Source organism: Sphingomonas sp. 4RDLI-65, assembly GCF_049472435.1.
Taxonomy (GTDB): Bacteria; Pseudomonadota; Alphaproteobacteria; order Sphingomonadales; family Sphingomonadaceae; genus Sphingomonas.
On record NZ_JBCEBT010000003.1, the window covers coordinates 159188 to 178607 of the forward strand.

At 65.8% G+C, this 19420-nt stretch carries 19 protein-coding genes; 11 read left to right on the top strand and 8 right to left on the bottom strand.

Going from position 1 to position 19420, the window contains the following annotated elements; translation table 11 throughout:
* Positions 1-22 precede the first annotated feature (22 nt).
* The 3 genes from VH567_RS09130 to VH567_RS09140 all read left to right on the top strand — a co-directional run bounded on the left by VH567_RS09130 (position 23) and on the right by VH567_RS09140 (position 3654).
* Complete coding sequence (locus VH567_RS09130) at positions 23-1486, top strand: glycoside hydrolase family 1 protein (RefSeq protein WP_423325296.1); 1464 nt, start codon at positions 23-25, stop codon at positions 1484-1486.
* Positions 1487-1514: 28 nt separating this feature from the next.
* Entirely contained in the window at positions 1515-3146 is a 1632-nt protein-coding gene (locus tag VH567_RS09135) for a tannase/feruloyl esterase family alpha/beta hydrolase (protein ID WP_423325298.1), read from the top strand.
* Between the two features lie 139 nt (positions 3147-3285).
* Positions 3286-3654, top strand: a complete 369-nt coding sequence (locus VH567_RS09140) for a cupin domain-containing protein (protein ID WP_423325300.1) — start codon at positions 3286-3288, stop codon at positions 3652-3654.
* 92 nt (positions 3655-3746) lie between these two features.
* Here the strand turns inward: VH567_RS09140 and VH567_RS09145 are convergent, their stop codons facing one another.
* Positions 3747-4643 carry a LysR family transcriptional regulator gene (locus VH567_RS09145; RefSeq protein ID WP_423325302.1) on the bottom strand — a complete coding sequence of 299 codons (897 nt, stop codon included), beginning with the start codon at positions 4641-4643 and terminating at the stop codon, positions 3747-3749.
* An 84-nt stretch (positions 4644-4727) separates the two neighbouring features.
* Here VH567_RS09145 and VH567_RS09150 point away from each other — a divergent pair, with 84 nt between their 5' ends.
* Genes VH567_RS09150 through fghA form a run of 3 tightly spaced genes read left to right on the top strand, consistent with a single transcriptional unit; the run spans position 4728 to position 7266 of the window.
* The gene (locus VH567_RS09150; RefSeq protein WP_423325304.1) at positions 4728-5837 is read left to right on the top strand and encodes an S-(hydroxymethyl)glutathione dehydrogenase/class III alcohol dehydrogenase; all 1110 of its coding nucleotides are present in this window, start codon (positions 4728-4730) and stop codon (positions 5835-5837) included.
* A 17-nt stretch (positions 5838-5854) separates the two neighbouring features.
* Positions 5855-6421 carry an S-(hydroxymethyl)glutathione synthase gene (gfa, locus tag VH567_RS09155; protein ID WP_423325307.1) on the top strand — a complete coding sequence of 189 codons (567 nt, stop codon included), beginning with the start codon at positions 5855-5857 and terminating at the stop codon, positions 6419-6421.
* Positions 6421-7266 (top strand): S-formylglutathione hydrolase, encoded by an 846-nt coding sequence (gene fghA, locus VH567_RS09160; RefSeq protein ID WP_423325309.1) that lies wholly within the window; start codon positions 6421-6423, stop codon positions 7264-7266. The genes gfa and fghA overlap by 1 nt, the downstream gene beginning before the upstream one ends.
* Positions 7267-7314: 48 nt before the next feature.
* Here fghA and VH567_RS09165 read toward each other — a convergent pair whose 3' ends face one another.
* The 6 genes from VH567_RS09165 to VH567_RS09190 all read right to left on the bottom strand — a co-directional run bounded on the left by VH567_RS09165 (position 7315) and on the right by VH567_RS09190 (position 11945).
* Positions 7315-7878, bottom strand: a complete 564-nt coding sequence (locus VH567_RS09165) for an NADPH-dependent FMN reductase (RefSeq protein WP_423325311.1) — start codon at positions 7876-7878, stop codon at positions 7315-7317.
* Positions 7875-8825, bottom strand: a complete 951-nt coding sequence (locus VH567_RS09170) for a LysR family transcriptional regulator (RefSeq protein WP_423325315.1) — start codon at positions 8823-8825, stop codon at positions 7875-7877. Before VH567_RS09170 ends, VH567_RS09165 begins: the two co-directional genes overlap by 4 nt.
* Positions 8822-9229, bottom strand: a complete 408-nt coding sequence (locus VH567_RS09175; protein ID WP_423325317.1) for a DoxX family protein — start codon at positions 9227-9229, stop codon at positions 8822-8824. The genes VH567_RS09170 and VH567_RS09175 overlap by 4 nt, the downstream gene beginning before the upstream one ends.
* A gap of 4 nt (positions 9230-9233) precedes the next feature.
* Positions 9234-9863 carry a hypothetical protein gene (locus VH567_RS09180; protein WP_423325319.1) on the bottom strand — a complete coding sequence of 210 codons (630 nt, stop codon included), beginning with the start codon at positions 9861-9863 and terminating at the stop codon, positions 9234-9236.
* Positions 9860-10663 carry a DODA-type extradiol aromatic ring-opening family dioxygenase gene (locus VH567_RS09185; protein ID WP_423325321.1) on the bottom strand — a complete coding sequence of 268 codons (804 nt, stop codon included), beginning with the start codon at positions 10661-10663 and terminating at the stop codon, positions 9860-9862. The genes VH567_RS09180 and VH567_RS09185 overlap by 4 nt, the downstream gene beginning before the upstream one ends.
* 139 nt (positions 10664-10802) lie before the next feature.
* A complete protein-coding gene (locus tag VH567_RS09190; RefSeq protein WP_423325323.1) occupies positions 10803-11945 on the bottom strand; it encodes an NAD(P)-dependent alcohol dehydrogenase in 1143 nt (380 codons plus the stop codon).
* A 221-nt stretch (positions 11946-12166) separates the two neighbouring features.
* Between VH567_RS09190 and VH567_RS09195 the strand changes: the two genes are divergently transcribed.
* From VH567_RS09195 to VH567_RS09215, 5 genes are all read left to right on the top strand, one after another.
* Positions 12167-13618 (top strand): aldehyde dehydrogenase, encoded by a 1452-nt coding sequence (locus VH567_RS09195; protein ID WP_423325325.1) that lies wholly within the window; start codon positions 12167-12169, stop codon positions 13616-13618.
* Between the two features lie 123 nt (positions 13619-13741).
* A complete protein-coding gene (locus tag VH567_RS09200; RefSeq protein ID WP_423325327.1) occupies positions 13742-15130 on the top strand; it encodes an efflux transporter outer membrane subunit in 1389 nt (462 codons plus the stop codon).
* A 23-nt stretch (positions 15131-15153) separates the two neighbouring features.
* A complete protein-coding gene (locus VH567_RS09205) occupies positions 15154-16248 on the top strand; it encodes an HlyD family secretion protein (protein ID WP_423325329.1) in 1095 nt (364 codons plus the stop codon).
* The gene (locus VH567_RS09210) at positions 16241-17812 is read left to right on the top strand and encodes an MFS transporter (protein ID WP_423325331.1); all 1572 of its coding nucleotides are present in this window, start codon (positions 16241-16243) and stop codon (positions 17810-17812) included. The genes VH567_RS09205 and VH567_RS09210 overlap by 8 nt, the downstream gene beginning before the upstream one ends.
* Before the next feature lie 65 nt (positions 17813-17877).
* On the top strand, positions 17878-18681 hold the full coding sequence (locus tag VH567_RS09215) for an IclR family transcriptional regulator (protein WP_423325333.1): 804 nt from the start codon (positions 17878-17880) through the stop codon (positions 18679-18681).
* A gap of 7 nt (positions 18682-18688) precedes the next feature.
* On the opposite strand, the gene VH567_RS09220 is transcribed toward VH567_RS09215, so the two are convergent.
* Positions 18689-19321, bottom strand: coding sequence for a glycoside hydrolase family 11 protein (locus tag VH567_RS09220; protein ID WP_423325876.1), 633 nt, complete (start codon positions 19319-19321; stop codon positions 18689-18691).
* Between the last annotated feature and the right edge of the window lie 99 nt (positions 19322-19420).

Genomic DNA, 19420 nt, shown 5'->3' on the forward strand with positions numbered 1-19420 from the left:
GGCACAGACGAGGTGTTGGCCGATGCGGCGACTTCTAGCTTTGGGATTGATGCTGGCGATGGCCAAACCCGCGTTCGCAGAACCCAAGGACGAGCAGTTCCGCTGGGGCGCCGCCTCGGCCGCGTATCAGGTCGAGGGCGCCACCACGGCCGATGCCAAGGGCCCATCGATCTGGGACCATTATCTCGACGACCTGAGCCTTGCCGGGCCGGGCATGTCGGGTGCTGTCGCGATCAACTTCTATGACCGCACGCAGTATCTGAAGGACATTGCGCTGATGAAGCGGATGGGCCTGACGAGCTATCGCTTTTCGGTGTCCTGGGCGCGGATCATTCCCGATGGCGTCGGCCCGGTGAACCCGGCCGCGGTCGCGCATTACCGGCAGTTCATCGTCGACCTGAAGGCGGCGGGCATCCAGCCGATGCTGACGCTGTATCACTGGGACATGCCCCTGTCGCTGGCGCGTGCCGGCGGGTGGGACAATCGCGCATCGGTCGACTGGTTCCGGCATTATGCCGAGGTGGTGTTCGCGAACTTTCACGATCAGGTCGACCTGTACGTCCTGGTCAACGAGCCGCTGGTCGAGCGCGCCATGAAGATACTCGCGCAGAAGCGGATTGCCGGCACCAAGGCGGAGTTCGCTATCGTCCCGCCCGCCAGCGATCTGCCGGGCGCGCTGCGGACCTTCAATCACCTGCTTCTCGCCTCAGCCGCCGCCAAGAAGAGCTTCGATGCGAAGGGCTATACCGGCCGTCTCGGGCTTGCGGTGCCATTGTTTCCGACGCTGACGGCGCCCGGCGCCACGGCCGGCGATCGCGAGGCGGCAACGCTTGCCGACGGCGTGATGAACCGGTGGTTCCTCGATGCGATGTACAAGGGGCGCTACCCCGCCGACGTGCTGCAAGCGGCTCGCGCACTGGGCGGCGATCTCGACATTCGCCCAGATGATGCGGCGACGATCGGCGCGGCGCATTTCGACTATCTGGGCATCAACTTCTATTCGCCCCTGTTCATCCGCAGGCCTGCGGGCACAGGTGCAGGCACGGGCTATGCCGCCGAGATGTTCGTGCCGAAGGGCACCTACGCCGCGTATAACGGCGCGGTCAGGCCGGACCAGTTCAAGGCGCTGCTCGACCGTATCCGCGTCGATTACGGCAACCCGCCGGTCATCATCACCGAGAACGGCGCCGGTTTCCCCGGCGACGACGAAATGGTCGACGGCGCGGTCAACGATCGCAAGCGGTGCCGGTATCTCGTCGATCACATCGGCGCGATGAAGTCGGCGATGAAGGACGGTGCCGACGTGCGCGGCTATCATGTGTGGTCGAGCCACGACAATCTCGAATGGCTGTTCGGCTATGGCAGCAGGTTCGGCATGATCCATGTCGACTTCGATACGCAGAAGCGCACGCCCAAGCTGAGCGCCAGGATCTACGCCGACATCATCGCGGGCAAGGCCGTCACGGACAGCGATTGCGATGCGTAACACCCTTCAAATTGAGTGAGTTCTCGACATGACCCTATCCTCACGCACCGCCGGACTTGCCGCGGCGGGGTTTCTTTCATTGGCCGCTGCTCCGGCGGCGGCAAAGGGGAGCGACTGCGCGGCGCTCGCGCGCAGGACGCTTACCGGCGCCCACATCGTCTCAGCGGTGCCGGTCGCGGCGGGCGGGCTCGAAGGCGCGGCGTCGGCGATCGCGCCCGATCTGGCGCAGCGGGTCGCGTCGATGCCCGCCTTCTGCCGGGTGAGGGCCACCGCGACGCCGACCCCCGACAGCAAGGTCGGTATCGAGATCTGGCTCCCGCTCCAGAAATGGAACGGGCGTCTGCTCGGGACCGGCAACGGCGGCGGGGCAGGGCAGATCGCCTATGAGATGGGCATGATCGAGGGCCTGAAGCGCGGCTTCGCGGTCGCCAATACCGACATGGGGACGGCACCGGACATCAACGGTACGATCGGCCATCCCGAACGCTGGGTCGATTTCGGCCACCGCGCGACGCATGAGATGACGCGCGTCGCAAAGACCATGGTGTCGGCCTATTACAAGGTCGCGTCGTTCCGGTCGTATTTCGAAGGCTGCTCGACCGGCGGGCAGCAGGCGCTCAGCGCCGCGCAGCGCTATCCGTCGGATTACGATGGCATCCTCGCTGGCGACACGGGCAACAACCGGACTCATTCCGCGAGCTATTTCCTGTGGAACTACGCCGCCCTGAACGCATCGCCGCTGGCAAAGCTGTCGTCAGGCCAGTGGTCGATGGTCAGCCGCGCCGTGCTCGCCCGTTGCGCCAGCAAGGACGGCGGCGCGCCGGGCGACACATTCCTCACCGATCCGCGCCGCTGCGGCTTCGATCTTGCAACGCTGCCCGTCTGTCGGACGGGTACGTCGGCCGACACGTGCGTCACCGCACCCCAGGTGGCGACGCTTCGCCGGCTGTATGCGGGCCCGACCAATCCCCGCACCGGCGAACGCATCTATGCAGGGCTGACGCCGGGCAGCGAAGACCAGCCACTGGGTCCGGTGATGCAGGGTGATCCGAAAACCTGGCCGGACCAGCAATTCTACCCGTTCCACTGGACCCTCGGGTCGGCATTCGAGGCGAGCCGATTCGACTTCGATTCCGATCTCGATCGCGTCGATGCTCAGCTTGCCAGCACACTCAATGCCAACGCCGCGGACCTGTCCGATTTCGCGCGCCGTGGTGGCAAGTTGATGCTCTATACCGGGCTCGCCGATCCCGCCGTGCCGTTCGCAGAGGTGGTGAATTACTACGAGCGGGTAGGCGCGAGTGCCGGCGGTTCCGACCAGGACTTCGCCCGACTCTTCCTCGTCCCGGGCATGGGCCATTGCTTCGGCGGCCCCGGCGTCACCGATATCGGCCAGCCCTTCACCTCGGCCGTTCCGCCGGCACAGGAGAACGATGCGCTTATGACGCTCGTCGCCTGGACCGAAGGGGGAAAGCCGCCCGCCATGCTGATCGCGCGCAAGCCCGCAGGCGATGGCCGGCCGGCCAAGGAGCGGCCGATCTGCGCCTATCCGGCGCTGCCGGAATACCGTCGCGGCGATGTGTCGAAGCGGTCGAGCTTCGTGTGCGTACCCCATGCCCGCGGCGTCGATCAGCGACCCGCCGGACGTTATCTGAACTGATCGCGAAGGACGCCGGCCCGCAGACACTTCGCGGCGGCAAGATCGTCGTCGTCATTCGAAGAGAAGGAAGAGACATTTGAAGCGATACGCGTTGTGGGCAGCTGCGGCTGTCGTAACTCTAACATTCGGGACAATCACAATGGCTGACGAAGGCGGAGGGAGCCGCACGACCGTGCTCCTCAAGGCAACATCTTCATGGAACGACCTCAAATACGTGGCCTATCCTGCCGGGCAACCGGAGCTGACGACGGTTCGGATGACGATCCCGGCCAATTCGAAGCTGAACTGGCACAAGCACCTGATGCCGAACACGGCATATATCGTCTCGGGCGAGCTCACCATCGAGGAACGCGACACGGGCCGCAAGGCTACCTATCACGCCGGTCAGTCGCTGGCCGAATCCGTCGACAACGTGCACCGCGGCTCGACCGGCAAGGAGCCCGTGGTCGTGATCGTGACCTATGCGGGCGTGCAGGGGCAACCTCTCTCGGTGCCCGTGCAAGATTAAGGCAAGGCTGACGGGGCGATGGTTCGCCGTCACCTCCCGCCGGCTCCCGACAAGGCGGGGATATTAGGGGCAGCCGAGCGGCACGTCCCCTGTCATCTCCCGCCGAGTCGAGACTGCAATTGCGTCTTGAGGCGATCCACCAGGACCCGGACCTTGGGCAGCAGGTGGCGCCGCTGCGGGTACACTGCCCAAATCGGCTGCGCGTCGGGTTCGGCATTCTCCAGAAGCGCGACGAGGCGACCATCCTCGATCGCTTTTCGCACGTAAAAGTCGGGTAGCTGGCAAATCCCCATGCCCGCGACGGCGGCTTCGGCGGTGGATTCGCCGCTGTTGCAGTGCCACCGGCCTTTGACGCGGCGGACGACTTCGGCACCGTTTACCGAGAAGTTCCAGTGTGGGCTCGTACCGATCAGGCAGGAATGCCGATCGAGGTCCGCAATCTCGACCGGTGCCGGGCAGTCCGCGAGATAGGAAGGCGCGGCGCAGACCTGCAACCGCCTCGACGCGATACGCGTCGCGACGTAGCTGGAATCGTGGAGCCCGCCGGTACGGACGGCAATGTCATACCCTTCCGCGATCAGGTCGACGATGCGGTTGGTGAGATCGATGGTGACGCTGACGTTCGGATAGTCCGTCGCGAATTGCCGGACGATCGGCACGACGAAGCGATCCCCCAGCGCAATCGAGCAGGTCAGCTTCAAGTCCCCTTGGGGTTCACCGTCGACCGCCACGCTTGCAAACGCCTGGTCGCGGTCGTCGACGACCCGACGGAGTTGGTCGAGCAAAAGCCGGCCCTCCTCGGTCGCGACGACGCGGCGCGTGGTCCGGTTGAAGATCTGGACCTGGAGCGTCGCCTCGAGCCGCGCGACCGCCCGGCTGATATGCGACGTCGACACCTTCAAAGACCGCGCCGCGCCCGCAAACGTGCCGGCGGTATCGACGGCGACCGCCTCTGCAATTCCGTCCCAGCCCTGCACGACCATCTCCATACAGCAACAATGAATTGCCAAATGCCCGGATTATCCCGGCGCGTCGAGCATGGCATGACATGGATCGCAGAATTGGAGATCAAAATGAAAACGCGCGCGGCCGTCGCCTTCGAAGCAAAGAAGCCCCTGGAAATCGTCGAGCTGGACCTGGAAGGGCCCAAGTTCGGTGAGGTCCTCGTCGAGATCATGGCGACCGGCCTGTGCCATACCGACGCCTACACTTTGGGCGGCCTCGACAGCGAAGGCCTGTTCCCGAGCGTGCTCGGCCATGAAGGCGCCGGCATCGTCCGGGAAGTCGGCCCCGGCGTCACCAGCGTGAAGCCGGGCGATCACGTCATCCCGCTCTACACGCCCGAATGCCGCCAGTGTAAGTCGTGCCTCAGCGGCAAGACCAACCTGTGCACCGCGATCCGCGCGACGCAGGGCAAGGGGCTCATGCCCGACGGCACGACCCGCTTCTCGTACAAGGGCCAGCAGATCTTCCATTACATGGGCTGCTCGACCTTCTCGAACTTCACGGTCTTGCCGGAGATCGCCGTGGCGAAGATCCGTGAGGACGCGCCGTTCAAGACCACCTGCTATATCGGTTGCGGCGTGACTACCGGCGTGGGCGCCGTGGTAAACAGCGCCAAGGTCCAGGTCGGCAACACGGTGATCGTGTTCGGACTCGGCGGCATCGGCCTGAACGTGGTCCAGGGTGCCCGCATGGTGGGTGCCGACATGATCATCGGCGTCGACCTGAACGACGACAAGGAGGAGTGGGGCCGCAAGTTCGGCATGACGCACTTCGTCAATCCGTCGAAGATCGACGGTGACATCGTCGCGCACCTCGTCGCGCTGACCGCTGGCGGCGCGGACTTCACGTTCGACTGCACCGGCAACACGATCGTGATGCGCCAGGCGCTCGAAGCCTGTCATCGCGGCTGGGGTGTCTCGACCGTGATCGGCGTGGCGGAGGCCGGCAAGGAAATCTCGACGCGTCCGTTCCAGCTGGTCACCGGCCGCGTCTGGCAGGGCAGCGCGTTCGGCGGCGCCCGCGGCCGCACCGACGTTCCGAAGATCGTCGACTGGTACATGAACGGCAAGATCGAGATCGACTCGATGATCACGCATGTCCTGACGCTGGACGAGATCAACAAGGGCTTCGAGCTCATGCATTCCGGCGAGAGCATCCGCTCGGTCGTCGTCTACTAATCACACGGAGTTATCCCATGACCATATCCCTCCACCCTATGCTCGATAGCGGCGTGACCCCCGGCACCGGCGATTTCGCCGGCGGCACGCTCAGCTGTCATTGCACCGACCGCACCGTCACGGTGACGGTCGACGGCGACGTCGCACACAACCATGCGTGCGGCTGCACCAAGTGCTGGAAGCCCGAGGGCGCGGCATTCGCCGTCGTCGGCGTCGTCCCGCGCGAGAAGGTCGCGATCACCCGGAACGGCGACAAGCTGGCGATCGTCGACGAGAGCGCGGCGATCCAGCGCCACGCCTGCACCGTGTGCGGCGTGCATCTGTACGGCCGGATCGAGAACAAGGACCACGGCTTCTACGGTCTCGATTTCGTCCACGCCGAGCTGTTCGACAAAAAGGGTGCAGCGGCACCGGGTTTTGCGGCATTCGTCTCGTCGATCATCGAAGGCGGCGTCGATCCATCGGAAACCACGCCGGTGCGCGCGCAGCTCAAAACACTCGGTCTCGAGCCTTATGACTGCCTCAACCCGACGCTGATGGATGTGCTCGCGACGCAGGCCTACAAGCTGAAGCAGGCGGCGTAATGGCCATGATCGAGACGGTTTCGACCAATCGATCGCATGGTGGCGTGCAGGGCGTGTACAAACACGCCTCTGCCGCCACCGGTACCGAGATGACGTTCTCGGTCTATGTCCCGCCGCATGACGAGGGGGCGACGCTGCCGGTCGTGTGGTTCCTGTCGGGGCTGTCGTGCACGCACGCCAACGTCACCGAAAAGGGCGAGTTTCGCGCGGCCTGTGCGGAACTCGGCCTTATCCTCGTCGCGCCGGATACCAGCCCGCGCGGGGAAGGCGTGCCCGACGATGCCGCCGGTGCCTATGACTTCGGTCTCGGCGCCGGATTCTACGTCGACGCGATCGAAACGCCGTTCGCGGCCAATTACCGGATGTGGAGCTATGTCACCGAGGAATTGCCTGCGCTCGTCGCCGCCAATTTCCCGGTCGACATGACGCGGCAGTCGATCATGGGCCATTCGATGGGTGGACACGGCGCGCTGACCATCGGCCTGCGTCACCCCGACCGGTTCAAGGCGGTCTCCGCACTCGCGCCGATCGTCGCGCCCAGCCAGGTGCCGTGGGGCGTCAAGGCGCTCCCGGGCTATCTGGGCGACGATCGCGCGACATGGCGTTCGCATGACGCGGTCGCGCTGATCGAGGACGGCGCGCGCCTTCCGGCGATACTCGTCGATCAAGGCGATGCCGACCAGTTCCTAGTCGAACAGCTCCGCCCCGAACTGCTGAAGGCGGCATGCGATGCGGCCGCGATCGACCTGACGTTGCGGATGCAGCCTGGGTACGATCACAGCTATTACTTCATCTCGACCTTTATGGCCGACCATCTACGGTGGCACGCGCAGCGTCTGGCGTAACCCGGTGAACCCGGCCGGCCGATAGGCTGGCCGGGTCCCCTTGGTCGATCAGGCCTTGCTTGGGTGCAGTGCTACCCAAGCGGTGAATGCCGCGCAGAAGCCTTCGAGGAAGGTCTTGCCGCTGCCTTCGACCAGGTTGCCGGCGTCATCGAACAGGCTGGCGGCGTGTCCCAGATAGGCCTCCGGCTGCTGCATCGCGGGCATGTCGAGGAATACCAGGCTCTGCCGCAGGTGATGGTTGGCGCCGAACCCGCCGATCGCGCCGGGCGACTGTGATACGACCCCGGCCGGCTTACCCGACCAGACACTGGCACCGTAAGGACGCGAGCCGACATCGATCGCGTTCTTGAGCGCGGCGGGAACGGACCGGTTATATTCCGGCGTCACGAACAGGATGCCGTCCATCGGCGCGACCGCCGCCCGGAAATCATTCCATTCGGCCACGCCCTGCTCTTCACGCTCGGGATTGTAGAGCGGGAGGGCACCGATCTCGATAACCGAGACGTCGAACTGGTCGGCGCCGAGCTTCGCGATCGCGGTCGCGAGTTTGCGCGTCAGGCCATTGGTTTGCAGGCTGCCGATAAGGATACCGATTGTTGGCTTGCCGGTCATGATGCGTTCCCTTGTGGTTGAGCAGTAAGTGAAGATGGAGGCGCGGCCGTACCGAAATTCGGCAACAGCAACGCCTTGTTCGTGGCGATCGCGGCGACGAGGACGTCCTGGACCGCCATGATCCGCGGCGCGTGGCGGGTGTCGCGGTGGACGCCCATCCATATCTCGCGCGTGAGGGCTTCGCCGGTATCCAGGCGGACCAGATCCGACTGATGCGCGGCGAGGTAACAGGGCAGGTGAGCGAGCCCGAGGCCCGCCTTGACGCCCTGCATCTGAACTTCGCGGCTGTTCGCGAGAAGCGCAGGTTCGGCGCGCGTCGTGCGGTCCGCGAACCAGCGTCCGTCCGGCGTGTCGAGCAGGTCGTCCTGGACTCGCACGATCCTGTGCCCCGGCGCGCCGGCCGCCCAGTCGGGCAAACCGCGTGCGTCGAGATAGGCGGCGGAACCATAGACGGCGAACGCCATCTCGCCGATCTTCCGCACGACCGTTTCATGGGCATCGAACCGACCGAGGCGGACGGCGATGTCGGCTTCGCGGCGGGCGAGGCTGAGCGAGCGATTATCGGTGATCAACTCGATCACGATACCGGGATGTGCGTCGTGAAGCGGCTTGAGACCGGCGGTGAGGATGTGCGCGGCGAGCGCATCGACCGTGGTGACACGGACTAGTCCCTCCAGGCGCTGATCCTCGCCGCTGATCGTGCGCTCCAGCGACAACGCCGCATCCTCCATGCGCTCGACCTCGCCGAGGATCGCCGCACCCGTCGGGGTCAATCGGAACCCCGTCGGCGTACGATCGAGCAGGGTTGCGCCGGCCCGACCATGGAGATGGTCGAGCCGGCGGCCCATCGTCGTCTGGCTGACCTTCAGCGCCCGCGCGGCCGCGGACAGCGTGCCGTGCCGGGTGATCGCCAGGAACGTCTTGAGGTCATCCCAGTCGAGCATCATGCACCGCGCTTGGCGTCGATGCTCCAGGGGCCGGAACCCGCGGCGGCCAGGAAGAGGAAGGCGAAGGTGTAGATGACCGCGAGCTCGCCGCCGTTTAGGACCGGGAAGAAGCCCTGGGGAGCGTGAACCATGAAGTAGGCGACGGCCATCTCGCCTGCCAGCACGAAGGCGATCGGGCGGGTGAACAGGCCGACGAGCAGGGCGAGGCCGCCGACGAGTTCAAGGACGGCTGCAAGCCCGAACAGGCTCAGCAGCGGCACCTGGCCCGGTGCGGCGCCGGCGGGAAAGCCGAACAGCTTCACCAGTCCGTGCGACAGGAACAGGAGCGCCAGGACGATCCGGAAGATGGCGTGCAGGCGAGGCGCCCAGGAAGAGGCGGTGGTATCCAGGCTGTTGGTGGTCATGATGTCATCCTTCGATCGTAAGTGCGGGGGTGAGTTCGGGGGTTCGTGGTGAAGCGGTCGCGGCGAGCCAGCTTGCGATCGATGAAAGAGTTTGCGCGCCGATGCTATGGCCGATCCCGGAAGTCAGGATCTGATCGACATGGTGGCCTGCCGCGCGAAGCCGTTCGGCGGCATCCTGCGACAATCCTTGCGGCATCACCCGGTCGACGGAGTCGGCGATGACGATCAATGACGCGGGGTTTGCTCCGGCCGGGAGGACAGGGGCTGCTAGTCGGCCTGCGATCGCGATGGCACGCCCGGCGTGAAACCCCTGCGCCACCATCGCGAGCGTCATGATCGCGCCCTGGCTGAAGCCGAGCAGCACGAGATTCTCTCGCGCGACACCGTGCTGTCTTGCCAGGTCGTCGAGCCGCTTGAGCATGCGAGGCAACGCACCCGCCACGCGCCGCGGCCGGTCGGCCTCGGTCACGCCGCTGACCGAGAACCATTGCCGCCCGCGGCCGCCGCCGTCGAAGGGTTCGCAGCCATCGAGTGCGATCACCTCGGCAACGGCAGTCAACGGGGCGAGGGCCGCGCCCATGTCGGGGCCGGACGATCCGACACCGTGCAGCGCGACGATCAGCGGCCGGTTCATGCCGCTCCTCCAAATGCGAAGGCATCCATCCGCAGGATGCCGTGTGTGGTGCTCGCGTGGAGATGCTCGGCCCGTCCGGCCTCGCTACCGCCGCTTCCGGCTCCCAGCGCTACGAACAGCGGCAGGAGATGCTCCTCGGTCGGATGGTTGCGCACAGCTTGCGGCGCGCGGTTCCGATAGGCGAGCAGGTCATCGATGCGCCCTTCCTCGATCGCATCGGTCATCCAGTCCGCGAACTGATCGACCCAGGCCGGGGCGGGGGCGTGCAGAGCGTTGTAATATTGGCGGAAGCTGGACAGGTCGTGGGTGAAGCTGCCCGAGCCGACGATCAGCACGCCCTCCTCGCGGAGGGGTGCCAGCAGCTGGCCTAGCTTGTAATGATAGTCCGGCCCCAGAGCGGTCTGGACCGAGAGCTGGACGACGGGGATGTCGGCCTCGGGATAGACGAGCCGGACCGGCACCCACGCGCCATGATCGAGGCCGCGGCCGGGGACGCGCGCGACCGTGCCGCCAGCCGTTTCGATCAGGCCGGCGACACGATCGACCAGCCAGGCGGAGCCGGGCGCTGCATAGCGGATCGCATACAGCTCGGCGGGAAAGCCGGTGAAGTCGTGGATCGTCTCGTTGACCGCGCTCGCGGTCACGCTCGGCGCGGCGGTTTCCCAATGCGCGGAGATCACGAGGATCGCGCGCGGTCGTTCGGGAAGCTCTGCCCCGAGTTGCTCGAGAAACAGGCGGGCGGGCGCATCCGTCAGCGGGAAGGTCGGCGCACCGTGCGATACGAAAAGGGCGGGAAGCATTTGGACACCTCGTTGCTACCCGGCTGATATGAGCGCTGCATAAAGCTTTAGCGATACGCGATGTGCGCGTGACGTGTATGCGTTTTCGCATAGATCAAAAGGGAAATGGAGTCCCGTGGTAGGGACTCCACCCGGTCGTTCAGACGGCAACAGGCTCGCGAGCGATACGCAGGATCGGCTTGATCGTGACGCCGCGTTCGGAATCCTCCATCGCCTGGTTGATGTCGTCGAACGCGTAGAACCGGACGAGCCGGTCGAACGGGAAACGGCCCTGCTTGTACAGGTCGATCAGGACCGGAATGAACGTCTTGGCAACGACGTCGCCCTGGACGATGCCCATGATACGCTTGCCCGGAATCATGACGTCGTTGACGTCGAATGCCACTTCGGTCCCCTGCTTGGTCGCACCGACGATGCCACAGACGCCGAAGATGCCCAGGCAATCGATCGCCTGCCGGAGCACTTCGCCGCGACCGCTCGCCTCGAGTGCGAAATCCACGCCCTTGCCGGTGATCTCGCGGATGCGCGCGACGGGATCCTCTTCCTTGCTGTTGACGATATGCGTCGCGCCGAGTTCGAGCGCGAGCGCCAGTCTGGCCGGGTTGACGTCGGCGGCGATGATCGTCGTCGCCCCGGCGACCTTGGCCGCCATGATCGCACTGAGACCGACCGCACCGGTGCCGAAGGCGACAAAGCTCGATCCAGCACGGACCTTCAATGCGTTCAGGACCGACCCGGCGCCGGTCTGGATACCGCATCCCAGCGGACCCATCAGTTCGAGCGGAACGTCCTGCGGCACGCGAACGACGTTGCGCTCGTTGGCGAGGGCGTATTCGGCAAACGCCGACTGACCGAAGAAATGGTCGTGCATGACGTGACCCTCGGCATCCGTGGCGCCGCTCGATCCATCCAGCCGACCGCCGCCGAAATTGAGCGGCCCCATGTTCTCGCAATGCGCTGGATGGCCGGACTCGCAGGTGTCGCACAGGCCGCACGACATATAGGTCATCACGACATGGTCGCCGACCGCGATCGTCGTCACGTCCGCGCCGATCGCTTCGACGACGCCCGATCCTTCATGGCCGAGGATCATCGGCAGCGGCGTCGTATAGCCCTGGTTCCGGACAAGCATGTCGGTGTGACACACGCCGCTGGCGACCACGCGGACGAGAACCTCGGTCGGGCGGGGCGGGGCAAGTGTAACCTCTTCGAGCAGGAACGGCCCCGCAGCTTCGCGAACCAGCGCCGCGCGCATCGGGCGACCTTCGACTGTGTCTTGCATGATGTGTCTCCTGTCAGGCGGTCGGCCGCACCATGCGACTCTATCGCCGACCGCCGACATATGCGGATGATCATGGTTCTTCAATGCGTAACGTATTTGACATTGCGTAACTTGATCCTATTTGAAGACCCGGCCCCCGAGGGTCGACGACTCGTCGAGCCGCCTTCCTCGCTTGGCTGCAATGATCGGCGGCGCTGCCGCCCACGCGATGGAGAAGCGCAATGGACGTCCGTCTGGTAATCGATAACGAAGCGGTGGATGCCGGTTCGGGCCGCGTGTTCGAGCGGCGCAACCCGGTCTCCGGCGAGGTCGTGACACGCGCCGCAGCCGCCAACGTCGCCGACGCGGTGCGCGCGGCGGACTCGGCACAGCGCGCCTTCGGGCCATGGTCGAAGGCGGGGCCCACCGAGCGCCGTCGCATCCTGCTCGCCGCCGCCGACAGGCTGGAGGCCAAGCGCGAGGCGATCGCGGAGGCTATGGCCGCCGAAGTGGGCGCCTCGGCACTCTGGGCCAATTTCAACGTATCGGGTTCGGCGGCGCTGTTGCGCGAAGCTGCCGGCCTTACGACGCAGGTCCAGGGCGCGACGATCCCGACCGACAAGCCGGGTACGCTGTCGATGACGCTGCGTCAGCCAGTCGGCGTCGTGCTCAGCATCGTGCCGTGGAACGGCCCGATCCTGCTGGCCGCGCGCGCGATCGCCTATCCGCTCGCCTTCGGGAATACCGTGTTGTTCCGGGCCTCCGAGGCTAGCCCGCGGACCCACTCGCTGGTCGCAGAGGCCTTTTACGAGGCTGGCCTGCCCGCCGGCGCGCTCAACTTCATCGTCAACGCGCCCGAGGATGCGGCCGACATCATCGACACGCTCATCGCGCACCCCGCGGTTCGTCGCGTCAATTTCACCGGCTCGACCAAGGTTGGCCGGATCATCGCCGAGAATTGCGCGAAGAATCTCAAGCGCTGCCTGCTCGAACTCGGCGGCAAGGCACCCTTCGTGGTGCTCGACGACGCCGATCTCGACGGAGCTGCGAACGCCGCCACCTTCGGCGCGTTCATGTACCAGGGCCAGATCTGCATGTCGACGGAGCGCTTCGTCGTCGACGACTCGATCGCGGACGCCTTCCTCGAAAAGTTCGTGGCGAAGGTCGCGGCCCTGCCTGCCGGCGATCCGGTGATCAATCCCGGTACCGTCATTGGGCCCTTGGTCGATTCCCGGTCCGGCACGCGGATCAACGGGCTCATCGCGGATGCGCTGGCAAAGGGTGCTGTCCTCGCGATCGGCGGCAAGGCCCAAGGCGCTGTCATGCCCGCGACGATCGTCGATCACGTGAAACCCGGCATGGCGATCTATGACGAGGAGACCTTTGGTCCGATCACGACGATCGTCCGCGTCAAGGATACCGAAGAGGCCATCAGGGTCGCCAACGACACGCCGTATGGCCTGTCGTCGGCCGTGTTCGGCCGCGACGTGACGCGTGCGCTGGACGTGGCATCGCGGATCGAGGCGGGTTGCGTCCACATCAATGGCGCAACCGTCCAGAACGAGCCTCAGGCCCCGTATGGCGGCATGAAGCAGAGCGGCTATGGCCGTTTCGACGGCGATGCCGTGATCGAGGAGTTCACCGAACTCAAATGGGTCACGATCGAGCAGGCCAACCAGCCTTACCCGTTCTGATCCACCTGTTCTGATCGCCCGTTCTGATAACCTTGCGCGCGGCCGTTCGACACGGCCSCSCGCCACTTCACGATAAGAGACGACCCGAACCCCATGGCTCGCTGCGAACGCCATCTGTCCCCCATGCTCGCCATCACGGTTGCCTTGTTGGCAAGCGGTTGTGCCAGCGTGCCGCATGTCGCGCCCGGCCCGGTTATACTGGCGCCGTCGGATCTGCATGGGGGGAAGATGCTGACCGCGTTTGCCGTCGACTGGCCGACGGACACATGGTGGCAACGGTACCGCGATCCTCAACTCGACACGCTGGTCGGTGAAGCGATCCTGAGTTCGCCGACGCTGGAGGTCGCTGCCGCCCGCGTCCGCCGTGCGGAAGCGATGACCTATCAGGCGCGTTCCGCCGATCTTCCGCAACTGACGCTGGGCGCTTCGTTCGCCGAGGCCAAGGCGAGCTACTGGAACGGCGTGCCCTTTACGGGCGTGCCCAAGGGCGTGAACGATGCCGCGGGCGTACGGCTCGGGCTCGACTGGAACCTCGATTTCTTCGGCCGCAACCGCGCGGCGATCGCAGCGGCGCTTTCGGCGACCGACGCGTCGCGGGCCGACGCCGCGCAGGCGCGCCTCGTCCTGACGACCGCGGTTGCCAGTGCCTATGCCGATCTTCTCGGCCAGATGCGCGACGTCGATCTGGCGACCGACACCGTCGGCGTGCGCGAACGCACCGCCGATCTGGTGACCCGGCGCCGGGTGGAAGGCCTGGAGACGCTGGCGTCCCAGGGTCAGGCGCAGAGCGCGCTGGAAAGCGCTCGCCAATTGCTCGGTGCTTCCAACGAACTGGTCGACCTCACCCGCCTGCGGATCGCCACGCTGCTGGGGGCAGGACCGGACCGTGCCGAAACCATCACGCGTCCGGCCGACCCTGCGCTGGCGGTGTTCGGCCTGCCCTCGAACGTTCCGGCCGACCTCATCGGCCGCCGACCCGACGTCCGCGCCGCGCGCTACCGGGTCGAGGTGCGTGCGGCGCAGATCAAACAGGCGCGCGCGGGCTTCTATCCGAGCATCAACCTGTCGGCCTTCATCGGCCCGCAGGTGCTGGGGCTCGGACAATTCTTCAATTCGCAGTCGATCGCGGGCAACATCGGCCCGGCGATCAGCCTGCCGATCTTCCGCGGCGGCGCGCTGTCGGCCAATTACCGCGGATCGCGCGCCGACTATGACGAGGCGGTCGCAAGCTACAACGACGCGTTGATCCACGCATTGCAGGACGTCGCGCAGGTGACGACGAGCACGCGCGCACTGGCCGAGCAGCTGGGTCACGCGCAGGCGGCGCGCGATGCCGCTGGCACCGCCTACCAGGCCGCGACGCTGCGTTATCGCGGCGGATTGCTCAGCTACATCGCGGTGCTGTCCGCCGAAAATACGTTCATCTCGGCCCGTCGCGCGGTGTCGCAACTCGAAACACGGCGCTTCGCCCTCGACGTCGCGCTCGTGCGTGCGCTCGGCGGCGGCGCCTGATTACCAGGAAGACCGACACAGACATGGCCGACGCCGCACCTGCACACTCGAACGCCACCGAAACGACGTCATTGCCCGGCGAGCGCCGCTGGGTGCGCCTGGTTCCCTGGATCATCCTTGCCCTCGTGATCGGCGCGATCGCCTTGGTCTCGGTGCGCTGGAACAGCTTCGAGGCCGATCGGGTCATCCAGACGACCGACAATGCCACCATCCAGGCCGATTCCGCGGTCATCGACGCCAAGGTCTCGGGCTATGTCCGCGCGGTCAATTTCGTCGATTTCCAGAAAGTGCGGGCGGGGGAGCTTCTCGTCCAGATCGACGATCGCGAGTTTCGCGCCAGCGTCCTCCATGCCGAGGCGGCGCTCGCCAAGGCGCAGGCGATCCTCGACAACCTCGATCACGAGGTCGCGGCGCAGCGCGCGACGATCGCGCAGGCAAAGGCGAGCGTCGACAGCAGCACGAGCAAGCTCACGCTCGCGGTCGACGACGACCGGCGCTTTGCGGCACTGGCGAGTTCCGGCGCGGTCACGGGGCAGGAGGCCGACAGCGCACGATCGAACGCCGCCGTCGTTCGCGCAAGCCAGGCGGGCAACCTTGCCGCGGTCGATCTCGCAAACCGCCAGCGCGACGTCCTCGAAGGGCAGCGTGCCCAGCGCGAGGCGGACGTGCTCGCCGCTCGCGCCACCCTGGATTCGGCGAAGATCGCGCTGTCCTATACCCGCATCATCGCCCCGGCGGATGGAACCATCGGCCAGCGCGTCGTCCAGCCCGGAAGCCTGTTGAGCCCGGGCGCCGCGGTCGTGACCTTCGTCGCGAAGACGATGCCCTATGTCGTCGCCAACTATAAGGAGACGCAGCTGTCACGGATCGCGCCGGGACAATCGGTCGAGATCCTCGTCGACAGCCTCCCCGGCGTACGGCTGCACGGTCGCGTGTCGCGCCTGGCGCCCGCGAGTGGCGCGACCTTCGCCGCGCTGCCGGCCGACAATGCGACCGGCAACTTCACGAAGGTGACGCAGCGCATTCCCTTGCGGATCGACCTGACCCCGGCGCAGCCGATCGTCACGCGGTTGCGGGCGGGCATGTCCGTCACCACGCGGATCGATACGCGTGGCTGAACGGTCGGTGCGACCACACCGGTTGCCAGCCTTTGCCAGCCTGAACTTCTGGCGCGTGCTGGCGTCGGGCAACATCGAGGCGCGTCCGGTCGGCTGCGTGATCGCCGTCCTGCTCGGCACCTTCATGACGAGCCTGTTCACGCGCGATTTCGGCATCTCGCTGGCCGACATCCGCGGCGCCTACGGCCTCAGCGTCGACCAGGGGGCCTGGCTCAACACCGTCACCAACGCCGCGCAGCTGCTGTCCGCGCCGGCGGTGCCGCTGATGGTGGTGATGTTCGGCGCACGCCGGATCCTCGTCACGTCGGCGGTGGCGTTCATCGTCACGACGCTGCTGACACCGCTCGCCTCGGGCATTCCGGCGATCTTCGTGCTTCATGCGGTGGACGGATTCCTGCTCGGCTGCTTCGTGCCCGCGACGCTGGCGATCGTGTTCGGCAATCTCTCGCCGCGCTATTGGTTGATCGCGCTCGGCCTCTATTCGGTGCGCCTGACGCTGGCGCTGCACACCGGCGTGTCGCTGAGCGGCTGGTTCGTCGAGGATCTCGGCTGGCAGGCGATCTACTGGCAGGCGACGCTGTTCGGCGTGGCGTTCCTGGCGCTGTCGCTGGTCAGCTTCCCCGATCGTCCGCCCAATCGGGACCTCTGGCAGAAGACCAACAAGGGCGAAGTGATGATGTACTGCGTGGGGCTGACGTTGCTCTATGCGGGCCTCGATCAGGGCAACCGGCTCGACTGGCTCGCCTCCGGGCCGGTCATCGCGCTGCTGGTGGGCGGTATCGCACTCGTCGCCGCCGCGGTCGTCTGGCAGTTCATCTCGCCCGTGCCGTTTGCGCATCCGGCCGCGCTGCTTCGCCGCAACATCTATCTGCCGCTGCTCATCGTCATGATGTTCGGGATGATGAGCGGCGCGACCTCGCTGCTGATCCCGAACTTTCTGGCGACCGTGGGGCAGCTCAAGCCGGCGCAGTCGGGCCATGCGCTCTGGTGGATCGACCTGGTCCAGCTTGGCGCGATCCCGCTCACGATCTGGTCGATCCGGCGTGGCGACATCCGCCTCAGCCTGGCGATCGGGCTCGTCCTGGTGATGATCGGGTGCTGGCTCGGCACCGAACTCACGCATGTCTGGCGCGCCGACGACTTCGCGTTGATGAGCATGCTGATCGGTGCGGGAAACTCGGCCGTGCTGCTGACCTGCATCGCGATCACCGTCGCCAATTCCGCCCGCGAGGAACTGATCAGCCTGGTCGCCTATATCCAGGTCCCCCGCGTCGTCGGTCCCGAACTCGCCGCCGCGGTTCTCACCACGTTGATCCGGAAACGCGAGGCACTGCATTCGGTCCTGCTCGGTAGCGGGGTCGATCGGGTCCGCACCGGTGCGCTCGGCCATAGCGCTGCCTCGCTAGCTGGCGGCATCCGGCATGAGGCCTATGTGCTCAGCTACATCGACGCCTATCAGTTCTGTTTCTGGATCGCGGCGACATGCCTGCTACTTGCGGTTTTCCTGCGTCGCACGCCGCCTCATCCGCTGGCGAACTTTCCGCCCGTTGGGAACGCAGCTTGATGTGTTGCGTGTTGAAGCAGGGCGCGCTTTGCCGTTAGGCCGGTCTGATCGAGGAGTGCGACGAGTTGGCAGACGACGATGATACCGGCGGCGATACCGGGAGCACGACCCGACGTCGCGGCATACAGTCGATCGAGATCGGCATGCGGATCCTCGAGGCGCTCGGCGCGGCGGGAGGCGCATCGCCGCTAAGTGCTATCGCCCAAGCCGTCGGCATGCCCGCGCCGCAGGTCCATCGCTATCTGCAAAGTCTGATCACGTCGGGCATGGCGCGGCAGGATGCTGCGTCGGGACGCTATGATCTCGGCTCGGCCGCGCTGCGCCTCGGCCTTGTCGCACTGGCGCGAACCGACGCCTTCAAGATCGTCGATCGCGTGATCGATGGGTTCGTCGAACGAACCGGACAGACCGTACAGATTTCCGCGTTCGGTCCGATGGGGCCGACGATCGTGAGGCTCTACAATGGCCGCCCGGCGCTACTGACGACGTTGCATGTCGGGTCCGTCCTGCCGCTTTTGGCCTCTGCGACTGGGCGTGTCTTCCTAGCCTTCATGCCGCGCTCTGAAACCGCCAGCCTCGTAAACGCCGAGCAAGACCAGGCAGGCTCTGCCAGCCTGACGATCGAGATGCTCTGTGCCGCGGTAAAGGCCGATGGCATGGCGATCGAAACCGGCACCGTCATCCCGGGCCTTCACGCGACCGCATTCCCGATTCTTGATCTGCAGGGACGCGCGACGCTCGTCGCGACGGCGCTGGTGTCTCAGGCTGCCGAAGCTGACCGCAAGGACGCGGTCGCCGAACTGGGCGAACTATGCCGGCATATCAGCAAGGAAATGGGATGGCTGAACGCCCAGCCGCGGACGAGCTGATCGAGCGTTACCTTTCCAGAAGGCGGATATCGGAACGACCGTTGCTGCCGAATCCTTCGGTGGCCATCACCTGATAGTCCAGCGCGCCGAGCTTTAGGCCCAGCTTGCGCCAGGCGGCGACGTGATTGCCGAACGTGATCGTGGCCGTGCCGCCGACCGGACGCTTTACGCTTCGCACGCTCCAATATTGGGAGAAGGTCGCAGTGCCCGCGATAGACGGCTGATCGATCCGCCGTGTGCGATACAGGCGATACGTGCCGCCATCGCTGGTCACTGTACCGAGGGAAACGGCGTCGCCACCGGGCGGGGTGAAGTCGCCCCAGTTTTCCACGACGTAATATTCGACGAGAGGATCGGTCGACCAACCGTACAGCGCGAGATATCCGTTCGTGCCCGGTACGAAGGCGTTTGCCCGATACCGGACGACACGGTCGAGCGTGCCTTTCACCCAGCCTTTCCCGGCCACGAGATTGCCGCCCTTGCCCAGCTGCCACTCGACGCCGTACCGCCCGCCACGGTCGAGGGTCATGCAGCCCGCGCCCGTATCATGCCAGAAGGTATAGAAATGCCCATGGTCCGACCCGGTGGCGTTGCCGCATACTTTTGTCGCATCTGCGCCAAGCGACAGGCCGGCGATCACCGCCAACGCGGATCTAATAAGAAGCAGCATGTCGTGACCTTTCACTGGCGCAATAGCGTGAATGCGACCGCCTGACGGCGACCGAGCGGCAAATCTCGT

Excerpts from the sequence above, each read along its gene's own strand:
- VH567_RS09195 (WP_423325325.1), top strand. The coding sequence starts at position 12,167 with ATGGACGTCCGTCTGGTAATCGATAACGAAGCGGTGGATGCCGGTTCG.
- fghA (WP_423325309.1), top strand. The coding sequence starts at position 6,421 with ATGGCCATGATCGAGACGGTTTCGACCAATCGATCGCATGGTGGCGTG.
- VH567_RS09205 (WP_423325329.1), top strand. The coding sequence starts at position 15,154 with ATGGCCGACGCCGCACCTGCACACTCGAACGCCACCGAAACGACGTCA.
- VH567_RS09165 (WP_423325311.1), bottom strand. The coding sequence starts at position 7,878 with ATGACCGGCAAGCCAACAATCGGTATCCTTATCGGCAGCCTGCAAACC.
- VH567_RS09150 (WP_423325304.1), top strand. The coding sequence starts at position 4,728 with ATGAAAACGCGCGCGGCCGTCGCCTTCGAAGCAAAGAAGCCCCTGGAA.
- VH567_RS09175 (WP_423325317.1), bottom strand. The coding sequence starts at position 9,229 with ATGACCACCAACAGCCTGGATACCACCGCCTCTTCCTGGGCGCCTCGC.
- gfa (WP_423325307.1), top strand. The coding sequence starts at position 5,855 with ATGACCATATCCCTCCACCCTATGCTCGATAGCGGCGTGACCCCCGGC.
- VH567_RS09170 (WP_423325315.1), bottom strand. The coding sequence starts at position 8,825 with ATGATGCTCGACTGGGATGACCTCAAGACGTTCCTGGCGATCACCCGG.
- VH567_RS09135 (WP_423325298.1), top strand. The coding sequence starts at position 1,515 with ATGACCCTATCCTCACGCACCGCCGGACTTGCCGCGGCGGGGTTTCTT.
- VH567_RS09180 (WP_423325319.1), bottom strand. The coding sequence starts at position 9,863 with ATGAACCGGCCGCTGATCGTCGCGCTGCACGGTGTCGGATCGTCCGGC.
- VH567_RS09185 (WP_423325321.1), bottom strand. The coding sequence starts at position 10,663 with ATGCTTCCCGCCCTTTTCGTATCGCACGGTGCGCCGACCTTCCCGCTG.
- VH567_RS09130 (WP_423325296.1), top strand. The coding sequence starts at position 23 with ATGCGGCGACTTCTAGCTTTGGGATTGATGCTGGCGATGGCCAAACCC.
- VH567_RS09190 (WP_423325323.1), bottom strand. The coding sequence starts at position 11,945 with ATGCAAGACACAGTCGAAGGTCGCCCGATGCGCGCGGCGCTGGTTCGC.
- VH567_RS09145 (WP_423325302.1), bottom strand. The coding sequence starts at position 4,643 with ATGGAGATGGTCGTGCAGGGCTGGGACGGAATTGCAGAGGCGGTCGCC.
- VH567_RS09200 (WP_423325327.1), top strand. The coding sequence starts at position 13,742 with ATGCTCGCCATCACGGTTGCCTTGTTGGCAAGCGGTTGTGCCAGCGTG.
- VH567_RS09140 (WP_423325300.1), top strand. The coding sequence starts at position 3,286 with ATGGCTGACGAAGGCGGAGGGAGCCGCACGACCGTGCTCCTCAAGGCA.